Origin of the sequence: Hydrogenophaga sp. IBVHS2 (genome assembly GCF_002127215.1) — a bacterium.
Lineage (GTDB): Bacteria > Pseudomonadota > Gammaproteobacteria > Burkholderiales > Burkholderiaceae_C > Hydrogenophaga.
Genome location: NZ_NFUT01000001.1, coordinates 150,494 through 167,512 on the forward strand (window position 1 = coordinate 150,494; position 17,019 = coordinate 167,512).

Annotated in this window: 15 protein-coding genes and 1 pseudogene; 8 read left to right on the forward strand and 8 right to left on the reverse strand. The window is 69.6% G+C overall.

Features of this window, described 5'->3' with window-relative positions:
- The first annotated feature begins 68 nt into the window (after positions 1 to 68).
- Positions 69 to 1,016, forward strand: coding sequence for a LysR family transcriptional regulator (locus tag CAP38_RS00765; RefSeq protein WP_179188411.1), 948 nt, complete (start codon positions 69 to 71; stop codon positions 1,014 to 1,016).
- Here the strand turns inward: CAP38_RS00765 and CAP38_RS00770 are convergent.
- From CAP38_RS00770 to CAP38_RS00780, 3 genes and pseudogenes are all read right to left on the reverse strand, one after another.
- Positions 980 to 2,932, reverse strand: a complete 1,953-nt coding sequence (locus CAP38_RS00770) for an alkaline phosphatase D family protein (protein ID WP_086119696.1) — start codon at positions 2,930 to 2,932, stop codon at positions 980 to 982. The two genes, CAP38_RS00765 and CAP38_RS00770, sit on opposite strands and share 37 nt — an antisense overlap.
- 81 nt (positions 2,933 to 3,013) lie before the next feature.
- Positions 3,014 to 3,415 (reverse strand): annotated as a pseudogene (locus CAP38_RS00775) (EscN/YscN/HrcN family type III secretion system ATPase); the annotation flags it as partial.
- Between the two features lie 75 nt (positions 3,416 to 3,490).
- Positions 3,491 to 4,189: a response regulator transcription factor gene (locus tag CAP38_RS00780; protein ID WP_179188412.1), complete on the reverse strand. Its 699-nt coding sequence runs from the start codon at positions 4,187 to 4,189 to the stop codon at positions 3,491 to 3,493.
- Between the two features lie 224 nt (positions 4,190 to 4,413).
- On the opposite strand from CAP38_RS00780, the gene CAP38_RS00785 reads away from it, so the two are divergent.
- Entirely contained in the window at positions 4,414 to 6,327 is a 1,914-nt protein-coding gene (locus CAP38_RS00785) for a HAMP domain-containing sensor histidine kinase (RefSeq protein WP_179188413.1), read from the forward strand.
- Here CAP38_RS00785 and CAP38_RS00790 read toward each other — a convergent pair.
- The 4 genes from CAP38_RS00790 to CAP38_RS00805 form a co-directional block, all read right to left on the reverse strand.
- Entirely contained in the window at positions 6,309 to 7,010 is a 702-nt protein-coding gene (locus tag CAP38_RS00790; RefSeq protein WP_086118993.1) for a response regulator, read from the reverse strand. The two genes, CAP38_RS00785 and CAP38_RS00790, sit on opposite strands and share 19 nt — an antisense overlap.
- A gap of 138 nt (positions 7,011 to 7,148) precedes the next feature.
- Entirely contained in the window at positions 7,149 to 8,351 is a 1,203-nt protein-coding gene (gene pcaF, locus CAP38_RS00795) for a 3-oxoadipyl-CoA thiolase (RefSeq protein WP_086118994.1), read from the reverse strand.
- A 42-nt stretch (positions 8,352 to 8,393) separates the two neighbouring features.
- Complete coding sequence (locus tag CAP38_RS00800; RefSeq protein ID WP_086118995.1) at positions 8,394 to 9,044, reverse strand: 3-oxoacid CoA-transferase subunit B; 651 nt, start codon at positions 9,042 to 9,044, stop codon at positions 8,394 to 8,396.
- Positions 9,041 to 9,757 (reverse strand): 3-oxoacid CoA-transferase subunit A, encoded by a 717-nt coding sequence (locus CAP38_RS00805; RefSeq protein ID WP_086118996.1) that lies wholly within the window; start codon positions 9,755 to 9,757, stop codon positions 9,041 to 9,043. The genes CAP38_RS00800 and CAP38_RS00805 overlap by 4 nt, the downstream gene beginning before the upstream one ends.
- A 68-nt stretch (positions 9,758 to 9,825) precedes the next feature.
- Here CAP38_RS00805 and CAP38_RS00810 point away from each other — a divergent pair, with 68 nt between their 5' ends.
- The 4 genes from CAP38_RS00810 to CAP38_RS00825 all read left to right on the forward strand — a co-directional run bounded on the left by CAP38_RS00810 (position 9,826) and on the right by CAP38_RS00825 (position 13,178).
- Positions 9,826 to 10,644, forward strand: a complete 819-nt coding sequence (locus tag CAP38_RS00810; protein WP_086118997.1) for an IclR family transcriptional regulator C-terminal domain-containing protein — start codon at positions 9,826 to 9,828, stop codon at positions 10,642 to 10,644.
- Between the two features lie 39 nt (positions 10,645 to 10,683).
- Positions 10,684 to 10,884, forward strand: coding sequence for a hypothetical protein (locus CAP38_RS00815; protein ID WP_086118998.1), 201 nt, complete (start codon positions 10,684 to 10,686; stop codon positions 10,882 to 10,884).
- A gap of 136 nt (positions 10,885 to 11,020) precedes the next feature.
- Positions 11,021 to 12,295, forward strand: coding sequence for a glycerophosphodiester phosphodiesterase family protein (locus CAP38_RS00820; RefSeq protein ID WP_086118999.1), 1,275 nt, complete (start codon positions 11,021 to 11,023; stop codon positions 12,293 to 12,295).
- A gap of 61 nt (positions 12,296 to 12,356) precedes the next feature.
- Positions 12,357 to 13,178 (forward strand): alpha/beta fold hydrolase, encoded by an 822-nt coding sequence (locus tag CAP38_RS00825; protein ID WP_256924166.1) that lies wholly within the window; start codon positions 12,357 to 12,359, stop codon positions 13,176 to 13,178.
- Here the strand turns inward: CAP38_RS00825 and CAP38_RS00830 are convergent, their stop codons facing one another.
- Positions 13,179 to 14,030 carry an AraC family transcriptional regulator gene (locus tag CAP38_RS00830; RefSeq protein ID WP_218776542.1) on the reverse strand — a complete coding sequence of 284 codons (852 nt, stop codon included), beginning with the start codon at positions 14,028 to 14,030 and terminating at the stop codon, positions 13,179 to 13,181.
- A gap of 233 nt (positions 14,031 to 14,263) precedes the next feature.
- Between CAP38_RS00830 and CAP38_RS00835 the strand changes: the two genes are divergently transcribed.
- Together CAP38_RS00835 and CAP38_RS00840 are read left to right on the forward strand one after the other, a co-directional pair.
- Positions 14,264 to 14,734 carry a (2Fe-2S)-binding protein gene (locus tag CAP38_RS00835; protein ID WP_086119002.1) on the forward strand — a complete coding sequence of 157 codons (471 nt, stop codon included), beginning with the start codon at positions 14,264 to 14,266 and terminating at the stop codon, positions 14,732 to 14,734.
- A 13-nt stretch (positions 14,735 to 14,747) separates the two neighbouring features.
- Complete coding sequence (locus CAP38_RS00840; RefSeq protein ID WP_086119003.1) at positions 14,748 to 16,994, forward strand: xanthine dehydrogenase family protein molybdopterin-binding subunit; 2,247 nt, start codon at positions 14,748 to 14,750, stop codon at positions 16,992 to 16,994.
- Positions 16,995 to 17,019: the final 25 nt, after the last annotated feature.

Genomic DNA, 17,019 nt, shown 5'->3' on the forward strand with positions numbered 1-17,019 from the left:
CACCCCGGGGAGCATCTGCTCGAATGCGAACGTTTTGTGTCCGATCCGGAAACAATCTCCGCCGCCCCATGACCATCTCCCGCGACATGCTGGCCACCTTCCTGCAGGTGGTCGACGGCCTGAGCGTCAGCCATGCCGCCGATGAACTCGGCGTGGGCAAGAGCGTGGTGAGCAAACGGGTGGCCCAGCTCGAGGAGGCCCTGGGCGCCACGCTGTTCGCCCGCAGCACGCGGCGCATCGTGCTGACCCCGGCCGGCGAGGTGTACGCCGCGCATGCGCGCCGCGCCCTGGCCGAACTGCAGGCCGGCGAAGAAGAGGTGCGGGCCCTCCGTTCGGAGATGAGCGGGCGCATCCGCCTGACCGCGCCGGTGTCGTGGGGCCAGCGGGTGCTGGCCAAGCGCCTGCCCTGCTTCCTCAAGGAATACCCGGGCGTCGAGATCGACCTGCAGCTCGCCGATCGCATCATGGACCTGGCCTTCGAGCGCATCGACATCGCATTGCGCTGGTCGACCGCACCGGCGCCGGAGTTCGTCTGCACCCCGGTGGCCCGCATCGACTGGGTGCTGGCAGCCACCCCCGGTTACCTGGCCGACGCCGGCCTGCCGACCACGCCGCAGGAGCTGCGCCAGCACACCTGTCTGGCCTACTGGCGCGAATCGTCCGACGAGGCCTGGATGCTGGCCCGCGCCGGTGACCCGTCGCCACCGGTGCAGGTGCGGGTGAGCAGCCGTTACCACGTGGACAACCCGGAGGCGGTGGTGGACGCCGCGCTGGCCGGCCTGGGCATTGCGCTGATGCCCAGCTACCTGTGCCAGGACGCCCTGGACGATGGCCGTCTGCGCCCGGTGCTGACCGACTGGGTGCCGCACACCAAGTTCGGCACGCTGATCACCGCACTCACCACGCCGGACCGTCTGCGTGTGGGCCGCAACCGCGCCCTGCTGGGCTATCTGCGACAGGACCTCGAGCGAGGTACAGCTCAGTCCCAGCGCGCCTCGGCCTCCCGGGGCACATAGGCCACGTCACGCCCGTCGGTCAGCAGGCTGCGGATGCGCCAGGGCCGGCCGTCGACGTCGAGCTCCACCAGACCGATGCCGCTGGCATCGAGCAGCCGCCGTCCGCTGGGCAGGCCCTCGGGCTTGCGCGGCACCACCCGCAGGTGACGGCGGCGGGTGAACCAGTTCAGCGGCGAGCGCGGCGAATACAGCCAGCGGTTGCCATGGTCCAGCACCGCCAGCAGACCGGCCGGGAAGGTGTTGCGCAGGCCGCTGCTGCAGATCTGCCAGATGTCCGGGCTGCGCGCCCCGGTGCGCAGCCGGGTGCGGCGGCGCAGCTTGACGTCGTACACGAACGAGTAATGCACATCGCCCGAGAGCACCACGAAGTGCTGCGGCGTGCGCGGGTGGCGGAAGATGTTGAGGATGGCGCTGGCCGCCCCGGGGTGGCCCATCCAGTTCTCGGCGTCCACCACCAGCGGGCGGCCGACCCAGCTGAACAGGTGCTGGATGGTCTCGATCAGCTTGACGCCGAAGATCGGCGCCGAGGACACCAGCAGCACCGCCTCGCGATCCAGCAGGGTCTGCTGCAGGTCGGTGAGCGACTCCCAGTCCAGCAGCCCCGAGGGCTGGCGCGAGGACAGGTCGGAACGCCAGCGGTGGGTGCGGCTGTCGAGCACCACCAGGGCCGGCTCGGTGGGCCACACGTAATGCCACTGATGGAAATGCAGCAGGTGGGTGATGGCGGCATCGTGCGCCTCCGATCCCGGCTGCTGCAACGCCGCGGCCAGCTGCGGCAGCGCGTCCCGGAACGCCTCGGGCCGGTTGCCCCAGCCCTGGTGCAGCAGGTAGCCCAGCAGCGCGTTGCCGATGACACGGCGCGAGAACGGGTGGCCATAGGCCAGGGTCTCCCACTCGGCACTCAGGTTCCAGTCGTCGGTGATGTCGTGGTCGTCGAAGATCATGGCCACCGGCAGGTGGGCCATGGCGCGGCGCACGGCCGGCAGGCCCTGCACGAAATCGGCCAGGGCCTGCGCCTCGCGTTCGTAGCGCTGCGTCTGCCGGGGTGTCAGGCCGGGTGGCGGCGACAGGTCCAGACCCTGCCAGGGCACCGGCGACCACACCAGCAGGTACATGCACAGCACCTCGGCCAGCGAGATCAGGTGGTTGTGGGCGTTGTCGGTGGTGAACACCGGCTTGGCCACGCCGCCGAACAGGATGTCCTTCAGGCCCGACTTGATGGCCTGCCGGGGCAGCAGCTGTTCGCGCCGGTAGTAGCCCATGGGATGGTCCACCAGGGCATGGGCCGTGGCCGGGCCCTCGGGGCCGACGCCCGGCAGCGCCTCGTCCGGCAGACCCAGCTGCTGCGCGAGCTGGTGGATGGCGCGCAGCATGGGACCGGCCACGTCGTCGGCATAGATCTGGTCGCCGCTCAGCACCAGGGCACTGGGCCAGGCGGTGGTGGCATCGTCCGCCAGCAGACGGTCGGCTTCGGCCAGGCCGTCGCCCGCAGGATCACCCTGCGCGGTCCGGTGGTGCGGCTTGCGGCAGGAACCGTGCAGCAGCGAGGCCACGCGGGGTTCCCAGCGCAGTCCGGGGCTGGTGTGACCGGGGTAGCACAACGCCGGATCGGCGGCCAGCAGATCGCGCCAGCCTTCGGGGGCGGCGGCGTCTTCCACCTCCAGCGTGTAGGGCGTCCACGCGCCAGGTGTCAGCGGCTCGGACAGCTGGGCATCGATCAGGTGATGGAACAGATGGGCGCCGGCCTGCAGGACCTGCACGGAGCCACCCGGCACCACGCACCCCCCCAGCCGCAGCCGCACGCGGACCGGATCGCGGGTGGCCAGCCACATCACCAGCCGGTGCGACTGCACGCGCCGCAGCACCGGGCCTGCCAGCAGCAGCGGACGCTCGTTCGAGAGACCTGCAACATCCATATTGCGTTGCAGCATACCCAGACCTCGCTGACCGGTATGGCCCAGGGCCAATTCGGCTCAGGAACGCGGGGGTCTTCGGCCTCAGTCGGCCAGGTCCATCAGCGCCTGCACCGTCTCGTCGAAGTCGCTGATCTCGTCCATGTCCTGCCGCAGGAACTGCAGGATGGCTTCGCGGCGGTCGATGGCCAGATCGGTGGTCGGATCGCTGCCGCGCTGGTATTCGCCCACCTTGAGCAGCAGCTCCACATCGCGGTAGCGGGCCAGCAGTTCGCGCACCCGCCCGGCGGCGAGCCGGTGCCCGCGCGGCACCAGGGCATGCATCACGCGCGAGGCGGAGGCGAGCACGTCGATGGCCGGGTAGTGGTTGGCCTCCCCCAGCGCCCGCGAGAGGATGATGTGCCCGTCCAGGATGGACCGGGTCTCGTCGGCCACCGGCTCGGTCATGTCGTCACCCTCCACCAGGACCGTGTACACAAGCCTGATGAAGGCCCTGCTGCAGAAGATGAGCTGAACCTGCGCGCGGCGCACCAACCTGCGCGCCGCACACCGAGGGTCCCGTCACATGACCTGCTGCAGCCGGGTGCGCCAGCCCATGCGCTCCGCGGCTGCAATCGCTTCCGTCCTGCTGCTGACCCGCAACGCCGCAAAGATGCTGGCCAGGTGGCTCTTCACGGTGCCCATGGCCATGTTGAGGTCGCGGCAGATCTGCTTGTTGCTCTTGCCCTCCAGCAACTCCCGCAGCACATCCATCTGGCGCTGCGTCAGTGCCGGCACGTCCGAGCGGGAGAAGTACCCGGTGAACACCGGCGGCTCCGGCCGGGTCGCCAGTCCGGTGGACAGGGCCTCCAGCGGCACATAGATGCCCCCCTCCAGCACGAACCGCAGCGCCTGCACCAGGGATCGGGTGTCGGTGAGCTTCGGAATGAAGCCCAGCGCGCCCTTGCGCAAGGTGGCTTGAACGGTATGGCTGTCGCAGGTCGCCGAAATGACCACCACACGGGACGACGGGCACGCCCCGACAAAGGCATCCATCGTCTGTCCTGAATAACTGCCCGGCATGCACAGGTCCAGCAGGACCAGGTCGATGTCGTCATGGCAGCGGAACACATCCACCGCCCGGGGCAGCGATTCGGCCTCCAGCACGATGGCCAGCGGATCCAGCCGGGCCAGCGTCAGCTTCAGGCCTTCACGGATGAGCTGGTGATCGTCGATCACGAGGACCTTGAGCGGCTGACCCTCGATCAGGCGCTCAGGCATGGCGGCGTTGACCGAGGCTGCCGCTGCCTCTTGTCCGCTGCACGCGTCATCCGTCTTGCGATCAGACATTCTCACGAAATATTACCTTTGGATTATTTTTTCATCGAATGCCAATGTAAATTGTAGATTATTGAATTATTTCATCACCGCTGATGGCTGGATGACTTCAACCGACCAGCAGACGGAACGCATTCATGCAAGACCCATTGCCGCGACTGAAGTCCATGCCGAAGCAAGGTGTCGATCGCGCTCAACCCGAGGTGCTGCTGGTGAGCAGCACCCGCCAGCGCATGCAGGCCCTGGAAGAACGGCTCCCCCACCACACATGGCGATCCAGGGCGGCCTACAGCCTGGACCAGGCACTGGACCTGATGAAGGAACAGACGCCCTGGGTGGTGCTGATCGACCGCAGCCACCTCCCGAGCGGGCTCGGGGGCCTTCGTGACTGGCTGGAGGGCGTCTCCGCGATCCTGCCCGTCATCCTGCTGGTTCAGGAATGCGACAGCGATCACGACGCCTGTCTGGTGGGCATCGGTGTGTTCAGGACGGTCCGGATGTCCGATCTGCAAGGGTCGGGACTGCTTCGCCTGCTCGACTCGGCCGTCGAATGGGCCGACCGCACCGGTCGCCGAAGACCCCCGAGCCAGCTCTCACCGCTGCTGATGACGTGGCTGCCGGACGGCGCGGTGCTGGAGGTCTCGCCGGCGCTGGCCGATGCACTGGGCTGGCCCGCTTCCGCGCTGTCCGGACGGCATCTGGATGATCTGGTCGCGCCGGCGTCGATGAACCTGCGCAGCCGCTGGTCAGAAGCAGGCAGCCAGCGTCTGCAGCTCATCCGGCGGGACGGATCCTGCTGGCCTGTGAGTGTGGTGCGTCAACCCATGCTGGGTGCGTCCGGGCAGCCCGAGCGGATGATCGGTGTGTTCGGGGATCTCGACCGGAACCATCGGCTGGACCATTGGGCCCAGCGGCGTGCGCAGCTGGTGACCCAGAAACTCAAGGCCGAGCGGGCCAATCAGTCCAAGGCGAGGTTCATGGCGGCCATCAGCCACGACCTGCGGCAGCCGATGCACGCCCTGGGACTGTTCGTGCAGGAGCTGCGACGGCAGACCGACCCGGCCCGGATCGCCGCCCTGCTGGAGCCGATGGCGCAGTCGCTGGCATCGATGGAGTCGCTGCTCGATTCGGTGCTGGCCCTGTCGCGGCTGGAGTCGCCCCAGATGACGCCCAATCTGCAGGCATTCGGTCTCGAACCGGTCCTGGTTCGGCTGCGGCTGACCCACCGCGCCACGGCGCGGATGAAAGGGTTGCGGTACAGCGTGGCGTCGACGGAGGCGGTGGTGATGAGCGATCCGGCCTTGCTGGAGCGGATGCTCTCCAACCTGGTGGTCAACGCGTTGCAGTACACGCACCAGGGCGGCGTGCTGCTGACCTGCCGCCCCAGGGGCCGCTGGCTGCGCCTGCAGGTGTGGGACACCGGCATCGGCATTCCTCCGGAGCAACACGACGCGGTGTTCCGGGAGTTCTACCGGATCGAGCCGGACAACGACAGCCGCAACGGGGTCGGCCTGGGTCTGGCCATCGTGCGCAGCTGCGCCCGCATGCTGGGACTGAAGGTGACGCTGCGCTCGACCGTGGGGCGCGGCTCCTGTTTCAGCATCGACGTGCCACTGGCCCTCGACATCCATGGCCCGGAGCCCGCACCGGCCCCGCAGCCACCGGCCGTGGCGGGCGAGGTGCAGCCTGCGTTCCGCCTGTCGGCATTGCCCTGCCGGGTGCTGGTGAAGGCCGAGGCCACGCAATGGGAATGGCTGGGTCCCCTTCTGGAGGGCTGGGGCTGCACGGTGATACGGTCCGCGGCCTGGCCTCGGCCGGACGCAGGACCGGATGTGGTCATCCTGACGGCACTGCCCGTGCCGACCGATGCCACCCGGGACTTCATGGAATCGGTTCGCCGGGCCACGCGGCCCGATCTGCCGGTCATCCTGATCACGGCCGACACCTCGTTGCCCACCGCCCGCGAGGCCCGATGGCAGCAGGTGCAGGTGCTCAATCCGCCGGTCCCGGCGGTCCGGCTCCACCACCTGCTGGCCTCTGTCGATCCGGTCACCGGCTGGGGTCAGCCGGCGCGGTCCTGATGGTCGTTGAGCTGGATGATGAGCCGGGTCATTTCGCCGCAGGCGTCCTCGATGTGTGCGAGCGACGCCGCCAGGCGCTGCGGATCGGGCTGGGCAGGTCCGGCCCGCAGGGCATCGATGTCTTCCAGGATGCTGGCGACCCGGTCGAGCAGCATGGACGCCACACCGCTGGACGCCACACCGCTGGGCGCTGCGGACCGCTCGGCAGTGCCGGTGCCGGGCGGCGATGCCGGCGCGGAGGCGGCGGTCTGGGCCGGCGTCTGCAAGGGCGGTGCCGGCTCGGGGACCACCGGCGCGACCCCCAGCAGGCGCTGCACGGTGGCCTTGAGCAGGTCCCGGTCGATCGGCTTGACCATGAACTCGGACACCCCGAGCTCCTGCGCGTGTTCGCGGATCTGGGGCGCGGAATGCCCGGTGATCATGATCACCGGGGTGCGGGCCATGCGCGGGTCCTGGCGCATGCGCTCGATGATCTCGAAGCCGGAGATGTCCGGCATGTCGGCGTCGGTCAGCACCAGGTCCTGGGGGTCTTCCGACAGCACGCGAAGGGCGTCCTCGCCGCGCACCGCAAAGCGCAGCATCCCCATCCCGAGCAACGTGCGGGCCAGCACGTGCACGATGCTGGGCTCGTCGTCGATGATGAGGATCTTGAAGGGCGGGCGGTTCGGGTCGGCTGGATTCATGGCGGGCGTTCTGCGGACAGCAAAGCATAAAGCTACCCGGGCGGGTATGCATGCCCACCACAAGATCCCGCCGCACGGCCGTGAGAAAGTGCGTACCGAAGTCCTACCGGCGTGGCGCCGGCCCGACGCCGGCCCGCTTCAGACCCGCTCGACGACCAGCGCAATGCCCTGTCCCACGCCGATGCACATGGTGCACAGGGCGTAACGGCCGCCGGTGGCATGCAGGCGGTTGACCGCCGTGGTGACCAGGCGTGCGCCGCTGGCGCCCAGGGGATGACCCAGGGCAATCGCGCCGCCCCAGGCGTTCACGCGCTCGTCGTCGTCTGCCAGGCCCAGCATCCTCAGCACCGCCAGGCCCTGGGCCGCGAAGGCCTCGTTGAGTTCGATCACGTCCATCTGCGCCAGGCTCAGACCGGTCTGGGCCATGAGCTTCTGGGTGGCCGGTGCCGGGCCGATGCCCATCACGCGCGGGGCCACCCCGGCCGTGGCCATGCCGACCACCCGTGCCCGGGGGGTCAGACCGTTCTTCGCGGCGCTGGCCTCGTCGGCGAGCAGCAGGGCGCAGGCGCCATCGTTCACACCGCTGGCGTTGCCGGCGGTCACGGTGCCGTCGGGCCGCACCACGCCCTTGAGTCGGGCCAGCGCCTCCAGGCTGGTTTCGCGCGGGTGCTCGTCGGCGCTCACCAGCAGCGGATCGCCCTTCTTCTGCGGGATGCTCACCGGCACGATCTCGCGCGCCAGGTGGCCGGCCTTCTGGGCCGCCACCGCCTTCATCTGGCTGGCCAGGGCCATGCGGTCCTGGGCCTCCCGTTCGATGCCATGGTCGGTGGCCACGTTCTCGGCGGTTTCCGGCATGGAGTCCACGCCGTATTTCTCCTTCATCAGCTTGTTGACGAAGCGCCAGCCGATGGTGGTGTCGTAGACCGCGTTGCTGCGGCTGAAGGCGGACTCGGCCTTGGGCATGACGAAGGGCGCGCGGCTCATGCTCTCCACGCCGCCGGCGATCATCAGCCCGGCCTCACCGGCACGGATGGCCCGGGCCGCCGTGCCCACGGCGTCCAGACCCGAGCCGCACAGGCGGTTGATGGTGGCGCCCGGCACGTCGATGGGCAGTCCGGCCAGCAGGCTGGCCATGTGGGCCACGTTGCGGTTGTCCTCGCCGGCCTGGTTGGCGCAGCCATAGAGCACATCGGTCACGGCAGCCCAGTCGACGCCGGGGTTGCGCTCCATCAGTGCACGGATGGGGATGGCGCCCAGGTCGTCGGTGCGCACGCTGGACAGCGCGCCGCCGTAGCGGCCGAAAGGGGTGCGGATGGCGTCGCAGATGAAGGCTTGGGTCATGGGGTCTCCGTGGTGGGGTTCAGGTCGGGTCGGGTGGGAGGGTCAGCCGATGATCGGCAGACCGACGAGCTGTTCGAGTTCCGCGCGGGACAGGCCTTCGACGGTGTCGATCAGCCGCAGGCCCTCGGGCGTGCAGGCCAGCGTGGCCAGGTCGGTGTAGATGCGCTTGACGCAGGCGATGCCGGTGAGCGGGTAGGTGCAGGTCGCCACGACCTTGCTCTGGCCCTGGCGGGTGAGCAGGTCCATCATGACCCAGGTCTGGCGGGCGCCGGTGGCCAGGTCCATGGCACCGCCCACGGCGGGAATGCTGCCGGGCTCGCCGGTGCTCCAGTTGGCCAGATCGCCGGTGGCCGACACCTGGAAGGCACCCAGCACACAGATGTCCAGATGGCCGCCGCGCATCATGGCGAAGCTGTCGGCATGGTGAAAGAACGCGCCGCCGGGCAGCAGTGTCACCGGCTGTTTGCCGGCGTTGATCAGGTCGTAGTCCTCGGCGCCGGTCGCCGGTGCCGGACCGACACCCAGGATGCCGTTCTCGCTGTGCAGCACCACCTCGCGGCCGGCCGGGATGTGGTTGGCCACCAGCGTGGGCTGGCCGATGCCGAGGTTGACATAAGCGCCGTCGGGAATGTCCTGCGCGACGCGGCGGGCCAGTTCGTCCTTGCTGCGGCGCGGGTATCGGGGTTCGCTCATGCGGCCTCCTTCAGGCCACCGGCGCGGGTGGCGGTGCGGGGCACCTGCACCACCGCACTCACATGGATGCCCGGGGTGATGACCGCCTCCGGGTCGAGTGCGCCCAGGTCGACCACCTCGAACACGCTGGCCACGGTGCGGCGCGCGGCGGTGGCCATGACCGGCCCGAAGTTGCGCGCGGCCTTGCGGTAGGTCAGGTTGCCCCAGCGGTCGCCGCGCTCGGCCTTGATCAGGGCCAGGTCGCCATGGATCGGGTACTCCAGCACATGGGGCCGGCCGTTGATGACCCGGGTTTCCTTTGGCGTGCCATCGGGGTTGCGCGCCAGCTCGGTGCCATAACCGGTGGGCGTGAAGAAGGCGCCGATGCCGGCACCGGCTGCGCGCAGCCGCTCGGCCAGGTTGCCCTGGGGCACCAGTTCGAGTTCGATCTGGCCGCTGCGGTAGAGACCGTCGAACACGTGGCTGTCGGCCTGGCGCGGGAAGCTGCAGATCACCTTGCGCACGCGGCCGGTGGCGAGCAGCGCAGCCAGGCCATGGTCGCCGTTGCCGGCGTTGTTGTTGACCACGGTGAGGTCGCGCGCACCCTGGGCGATCAGGCCGTCGATGAGTTCGTCCGGTATGCCGGCGGTGCCGAAGCCACCGATGAGCACGGTGGCGCCGTCGGGCGTGCCGGCCAGGGCGGCCTCGACGGACGGGGCGATCTTGTTGATCAAGGGCTGTCTCCGTTTGTTCTAATATCGAACAAATGTTCGTCATTTGAATTTTACGCCGGAGTCTTCCCATGGCCCAGACCGCCACCCGATCGGCCGACGCCCCTGTGCCGGGCGACGGCTATGTGCAGTCCTTCGCACGCGGGCTGGGCGTCATCCGCTCGTTCAATGCCGAGGCCCCGGAACAGACGCTCAGCAGCGTGGCCGAACGCAGCGGACTCACCCGCGCCGGCGCACGCCGCATCCTGCTCACGCTGCAGACGCTGGGCTACGTGGAGAGCGACGGCAAGCTGTTCCGCCTGACGCCACGCATCCTCGAACTGGGCATGGCCTACCTGTCTTCCATGCCGCTGTGGCACCTGGCCGGTCCGGTGATGGAGCGGCTGTCGGAGCAGCTCGGCGAATCGTGCTCGGCCGCCGTGCTGGACGGCACCGACATCGTCTACGTGATGCGGGTGCACACGCACCAGATCCTGTCGGTGAACCTGGGTGTGGGCTCACGCCTGCCGGCGTTCTGCACGTCCATGGGCCGGGTGTTGCTCGCCGGTCTGGACGAAGTCGCCGTGCGCCAGCGCCTGCAGATCAGCGAGAGGACGCCGCGCACCCGCCACACCGTGACCGGGGTGGGGGCCCTGCTGGCCGAAGTGCGCAAGGCGCGCGATCAGGGATGGGCGCTGGTGGACCAGGAGCTCGAAGACGGCCTGATCTCCATGGCCGTGGCGGTGCGCGACGGCAGCGGGCGCCCCGTGGCCGCGCTCAACGTGTCGGGCCATGCGAGCCGCCACAGCGCCACCCAGATGCGCCGGCTCATGCTGCCGGCCCTGCAGGCGGCCGCGCTGGACATCTCGCGGCTGCTGCAGGGTCAAGTCCGGCGGGGAGACGGCCGATAGTGCAGGCATGTCACGTTCATGCCCACACAGGAGCGACTCATGATCTGGGGTCAGACCAACGAACCGCCGGCACACGGCCTGCATGCCCGGCCGCCCTGCCCGGCCCGCAATCCGCTGCTGCTGTTCGAACCCCGGCCCGCCGGCCCCTGGGCTTTCGAGGTGAAGGAACTGGCGCCCCACTGGGCGCGACACATCGAGCGGCTGCAGCAGGGTGATGCCGGCCAGCGGGCCATGAACTGAACCACCGGCGCCGACACGTCCGACTGCCACGGAACTGCCACGGAGCTGCCACAGCACTTCCACACGCCCCCACCAGCATGGATGCGCAGGTCCCGCCTGCGCCACACCCCTACAGCCCTTTGCTCACGAGGTCTCCATGCGTTCACTTCTTGCTGCCCTTGCCCTGCTGACGCTCGGCACCAGCGCCATGGCCGATGGCCCGCGCAACCACCACCGCCACGACCGCGACCTGCGCGGCATCGAGCGCCCGAACCGGGTCGATCTGGGCCCGCGCCCATTCTTCCTGGCCGACGACATGGCCGAAAGCCCGCTCAAGCAGCAACTGCAGCAATGCGCCCGCAACGGCCGCTTCAAGCCCAGCGACTTCTCCATCGGCCACCGCGGCGCACCGCTGCAGTTCCCCGAGCACACGGTGGAGTCGTATGTGGCAGCCGCCCGCATGGGCGCCGGCATCCTGGAGTGCGACGTGGCCTTCACGCAGGACCAGGAGCTGGTCTGCCGCCACGCGCAGAACGACCTGCACACCACCACCAACATCCTGGCCACGCCGCTGGCCGCCAAGTGCACCACGCCCTTCACCCCGGCCACCTTCGGGCCGGACGGCCAGCTGACCCGGGCCGCCAGCGCCGAATGCCGCACCAGCGACATCACCCTGGCCGAGTTCAAGACCCTGCGCGGCAAGATGGATGCCTTCAACCCGCGCGCCCGCAACGTGCAGGAGTACCTGGGCGGCACCGCCAACTGGCGCACCGACCTGTACGCCGGCCCCACCAGCGGCACCCTGCTGACCCACAAGGAAAGCATCGAGCTGTTCAAGAAACTGGGCGTGAAGATGACGCCCGAGCTCAAGAGCCCGGTGGTGCCCATGCCGTTCAACGGCTTCACCCAGGAGGCCTACGCCCAGAAGCTGATCGACGAGTACCGGCAGGCCGGCGTGCATCCGAGCCATGTGTGGCCGCAGTCGTTCGACCAGCGCGACGTGCTGTACTGGGTGCGCAACACGCCCGACTTCGGCCGTCAGGCCGTGTTCCTGGACGACGCCAACACGGTGGCCGATCTGCCCACCGCCCAGCAGCTGCGCGAGTACAAGGCCCAGGGCATCCGCATCGTGGCGCCGCCCACCTTCGCCCTGCTCAGCACCGACGGCAACGGCCGCATCGTGCCGTCGGCCTATGCCCGCCACGCACGCGCCGCCGGCCTGGACATCATCACCTGGACCCTGGAGCGCTCGGGCGTGCTGGCCGACGGCAACAACGGCTTCTACTTCCAGACCTTCGACAGCGCCATCCGGCGCGAAGGCGATGTGTACCGGGTGCTCGACGTGCTGGCCAAGGAGATCGGCGTGATCGGCGTGTTCTCCGACTGGCCGGCCACCACCACCTTCTACGCCAACTGCGCCAACGTGCGCTGACGCGGCCGGCGGCGTCGCCATAATGGTCCGACCGGCCGCAGATGCCGGCGAGGAGACCACCATGCGACGCCGCCAGTTCCATGCCTTCCTGCATGCGCTCACGGGCTCCGCCCTGGGCGCATTCGCTTTTCCGGGCCTGGCCCAGCCGACGACTCCGAAGATCGGCGTGCTGCTGCTGCACGGCAAGAACCCGGGCAGCAACCAGGACCCCGGCATGGGGGGGCTGAAGACCGCCTTCGAGGCGGCCGGCTGGAAGGTGCTGTTCCCCGACATGCCGTGGTCGCGCACCCGCTACCTCGAAGGCGACTGGGACGGCGCCATGCAGGAGATCGGCACCCATGTCAGAACCCTGCAGGACCAGGGGGCCGAGCGCATCGTGCTGGCCGGCCACAGCATGGGCGTGCCGGCCTCGATGGGTTTCGCGGCGCGCGGCGGCACGGTGCACGCACTGGTGCTGCTGGCACCGGGCCATGTGCCGCGCGGCTACTACACGGTGCCGGCCCTCAAGGCGGTGCGCGACAGCGTGGACGAAGCGCGTGCGCTGGTGGCCGCCGGCAAGGGCGACAGCGTGGAACGCTTTGCCGACATCAACCAGGGGCGGCGCATGCCGGTGGTGACCACCGCGCGCAGGTACCTGACCTGGTTCGACCCGGAGTCGGACGCCGACATGGGCGTGACCGCGCCCCGGGTGCCGGCCAGCGTGCCGGTGTTCACCGCCATCGGCGAGTCCGACCCGCTGTTCAAGGGCATCCGGGCCTACTTCGTGGACAAGCTGCCGAGCCATCCGCGCTCGCAGTATGTGGAGGTGGGCGGCGGCCACCTGGACACACCGGCCAACGTGCGCGACCGCCTGCTGAGCTGGATCCCCGCTGCGGTGGCCTGATCAGGCCGCCAGCGGTTCGGCCGCCGAGCGCAGCCCCGCCACGTCGCGCGAGGGTGGCACGCCGAACAGGCGGCGGTACTCGCGGCTGAACTGGGACGGGCTCTCGTACCCCACGCGGAATGCGGCGGTGGACGCATCGAGCCGCTGCGACAGCATGAGCCGGCGCGCTTCGTTCAGGCGCAGCTGCTTCTGGTACTGCAGCGGCGTCATGGCGGTGAGCTGCTTGAAGTGGTGGTGGAAGGTGGACTGGCCCATGCCGGCCTCGCGGGCCAGTTCTTCGATCCGCAACGGCTGATGGAACTGCGCATTGAGGCGGGCAATGGCCCGCGCCACCTGGTGGCTCTGGGTGTCCACCGTGGCGATCTGCCGCAGCCGGGCCCCGGCCTCGCCGGTGAGCAGGCGGTAGTGGATCTCGCGCAGGATCAAGGGCGCCAGGGCCGGAATGTCGTCGGGGTGATCGAGCAGGTCCAGCAGACGGTCGAAGGCCTGCAGCAGCGACGCCGACAGGGCACCGGTCGTCATGGCCCGGCTGTCGGGCGGCACCGCCTTACGCCCCGGCGGCGGCGCGGGCACCTCCAGCATGAGCGAAGCCAGCTCCCGCCAGTCCAGCCGCAGGGCCAGGCCGAGGTAGGGGCGGTCGGGACTGGCCTCCAGCACGGCGGTGCGCACCGGCAGGTCCATGGAAGCAATCAGGTAACGGTCTTCCCCGTAGTCGAGCGTCTCGTCGCCCAGCAGCACCCGCTTGCGGCCCTGCACGATGAGGGCCACGCAGGGTTCGTACACCGCGCAGTTGTCCAGCAGCGCCTGGTCCTGGCGGATCAGCATCAGGCCGGGCAGGGTCGGCGGACGCAAGAGCTGGCCAGGTTCGGCGCGGTGAAGGATCCGCCGGGCCAGGGAGGATCGGGCATCCCGCAGGGGGTCGGTCGGGTCGGGCATGGTCGGGCGCTTGAGGGGATGACGCGGATGCTAACGACGCTGACCCGATCCTGCAGTATGGTCACAGGATTGGGCAAACATCGCGCAGGTTCAGGCTACCGCCGACCACCCCGGGCACCCGACACTGCCGACCTCTTCCAGGAGCAAGCATGACCACTCTGAATGTCAACGGCCGCACCCAGCAGGTCGACATCGATCCCTCCACCCCGGTGCTCTGGGCCCTGCGCGACACGCTGGGCCTGACCGGCACCAAGTTCGGCTGCGGTGCAGCCCTGTGCGGCGCCTGCACGGTGCACGTGGACGGCCAGGCCATCCGCTCGTGCGTCACGCCGATTGCCAGCGTCGAGGGCCGGAACATCACCACCATCGAATCCGTGACCAGCGACGATCCGGTCGGCCGCGCGGTGCGCGACGCCTGGATCAAGCACGACGTGGCCCAGTGCGGCTATTGCCAGAGCGGCCAGATCATGAGCGCCACCGCGTTCCTGAAATCGCTGCCCAAAGGCCAGCAGCCCAGCGCTGCCGACATCGACTCGGCCATGGCCGGCAATGTGTGCCGTTGCGGCACCTACGCCCGCATCCGGGCGGCCGTGGCCGATGCCGCCAAGGCCCTGACCTGAAGGAGGACCGACCATGCTCACCGCCTCCTTGCACGAACTGCCCCAGGGTCTGCAGCACCTGCTGGCCCGCCAGTCCGACGACACCCGCACGCCGGGGGCCGAACTGCCGCGCCGCGCTTTCCTCAAGATGACCGCGGCCAGCGGCTTTGCCCTTGGCCTGTACCCCATGGCCGCGCACAGCCAGGGCGCGCCTGCGGTAGCCCCCGGCCTCAAGCCGGTGCAGCAGCCCGGCGCCTTCGTGGCCATCGCCCCGGACGGCACCGTCACCATCACCGTCAACCGGCTGGAGTTCGGCCAGGGCATCCAGACCGCCCTGCCCATGATCCTGGCCGATGAACTGGATGCCGACTGGTCGCGCGTGCGCAGCCAGCTGGGCACCAACGACGCGGCCTACGCCGATCCGCTGTGGGGCCTGCACCTCACCGGCGGCTCCAACTCCATCAAGAACAGCTTCACCCAGTACCGTGAACTCGGCGCCCGCACCCGCGCCATGCTGGTGCAGGCTGCCGCAGCCCGCTGGGGTGTGGACGCAGCCCGCCTGCGCACCCAGGCCGGTGTGGTCATCGGCCCCGGTGGCCGCCGCGCCGGTTACGGCGAACTGGCCCAGGCCGCCATGGCCCTGCCGGTGCCGGCCAGCGTCACCCTCAAGGACCCGAAGCAGTTCCGCCTGATCGGCCAGCCCACCGGCCGGCTGGACGCAGCGGCCAAGAGCAGCGGGCGCCAGAGCTTCGGCATCGACATGGCCCGTCCGGGCCAGCTCACCGCCGTGGTGGCCCGCCCCCCGGTGTTCGGCGCACGACTGAAGTCGGTCGACGATGCCGCGGCCCGCGCCGTCAAGGGCGTGAAGGCCGTGCTGCGCGTGCCGCTGGACCGGGGCGCCGAGGGCGTGGCCATCGTGGCCGACGGCTACTGGCCTGCCCGCACTGCACGCGAGGCGCTCAAGCTCGATTGGGACACCAGCCAGGTCGAGAAGGTCGACACCCGGCGCCAGCTGGCCCAGTACCGCGAACTGGCGAAGCAGCCCGGCGCGAAGCATTTCGACGCCGACATGGCGCCGCTGGCCAAGGCCCCGAAGACCATCGAGGCGGAATTCGTGTTCCCCTATCTGGCCCATGCACCCATGGAGCCGCTGAACTGCACGGTGGATTTCGACGGCAAGGCCGCCACGCTGTGGATGGGCTCGCAGATGCCGGGTCTGGACGGCATGGCCGCTGCGGCAGCCCTGGGCCTCAAGCCGGAGCAGGTGAAGGTGCAGGTGCAGTCGGCCGGTGGCGGTTTCGGCCGCCGCGCCATTCCCACCAGCGACTATGTGGTGGAGGCCTGCGGCATCGCCAAGGCGGCCCTGGCCGCCGGGGTGCGCGCGCCCATCCGCACCGTCTGGAGCCGCGAGGACGACATCAAGGGCGGTTACTACCGGCCCATGCACCTGCACACCGCCCGCATCGGCTTTGACGCCAGCGGCCAGGTGCTGGCCTGGGACCATGTGATCGTGGGGCAGTCCATCGTCACCGGCAGCCCGTTCGAATCCGGCATGGTCAAGAACGGCGTGGACGCCACCGCGGTGGAAGGCATGCGGGCGCCCTACCCGCTGCCCATGCGCCTGACGGTGCACCACCCCAAGGTGAACGTGCCGGTGCTGTGGTGGCGCAGCGTGGGCAGCACCCACACCGCCTTCGTGATGGAGACCCTGATCGACCAGATCGCCCGCGAGACGAACCAGGATCCGGTGGCCTACCGCCTCAAGCTGTTCGGCAGCCAGCACCCGCGCCACACCGCCGCCCTGCAGCTGGCGGTGGACAAGAGCGGCTACGGCAAGAAGGCACTCCCCGCCGGACGCGCCTGGGGCGTGGCGGTGCACGAGTCGTTCGAGTCGGTGGTGGCCTTCGTGGTCGAGGCTTCGATGCAGAACGGCCAGCCGGTGCTGCACAAGGTCACGGCCGGCGTGCACTGCAACCTGGTGATCAACCCGCGCACGGTGGAAGCCCAGGTGCAGGGCGGCGCCCTGATGGGCCTGGGCATGTGCCTGCCGGGTGCGGCCATCACGCTCAAGGACGGGGTGGTGGAGCAGCAGAACTTCGGCGATTACGTGGTGCCCCGCATCACCGACATGCCCGAGATCCGCGTGCACACGGTGCCCAGTGCCGACCCGCCCACCGGCATGGGCGAGCCGGGCCTGCCGCCGCTGGCCCCGGCCTTTGCCAACGCGCTGGCCCGCCTCACCGGCAAGCCGCTGCGCGAGCTGCCGTTCCCGAGCGCCTGATCCCCTCCACCACCTGCAGAGAGTC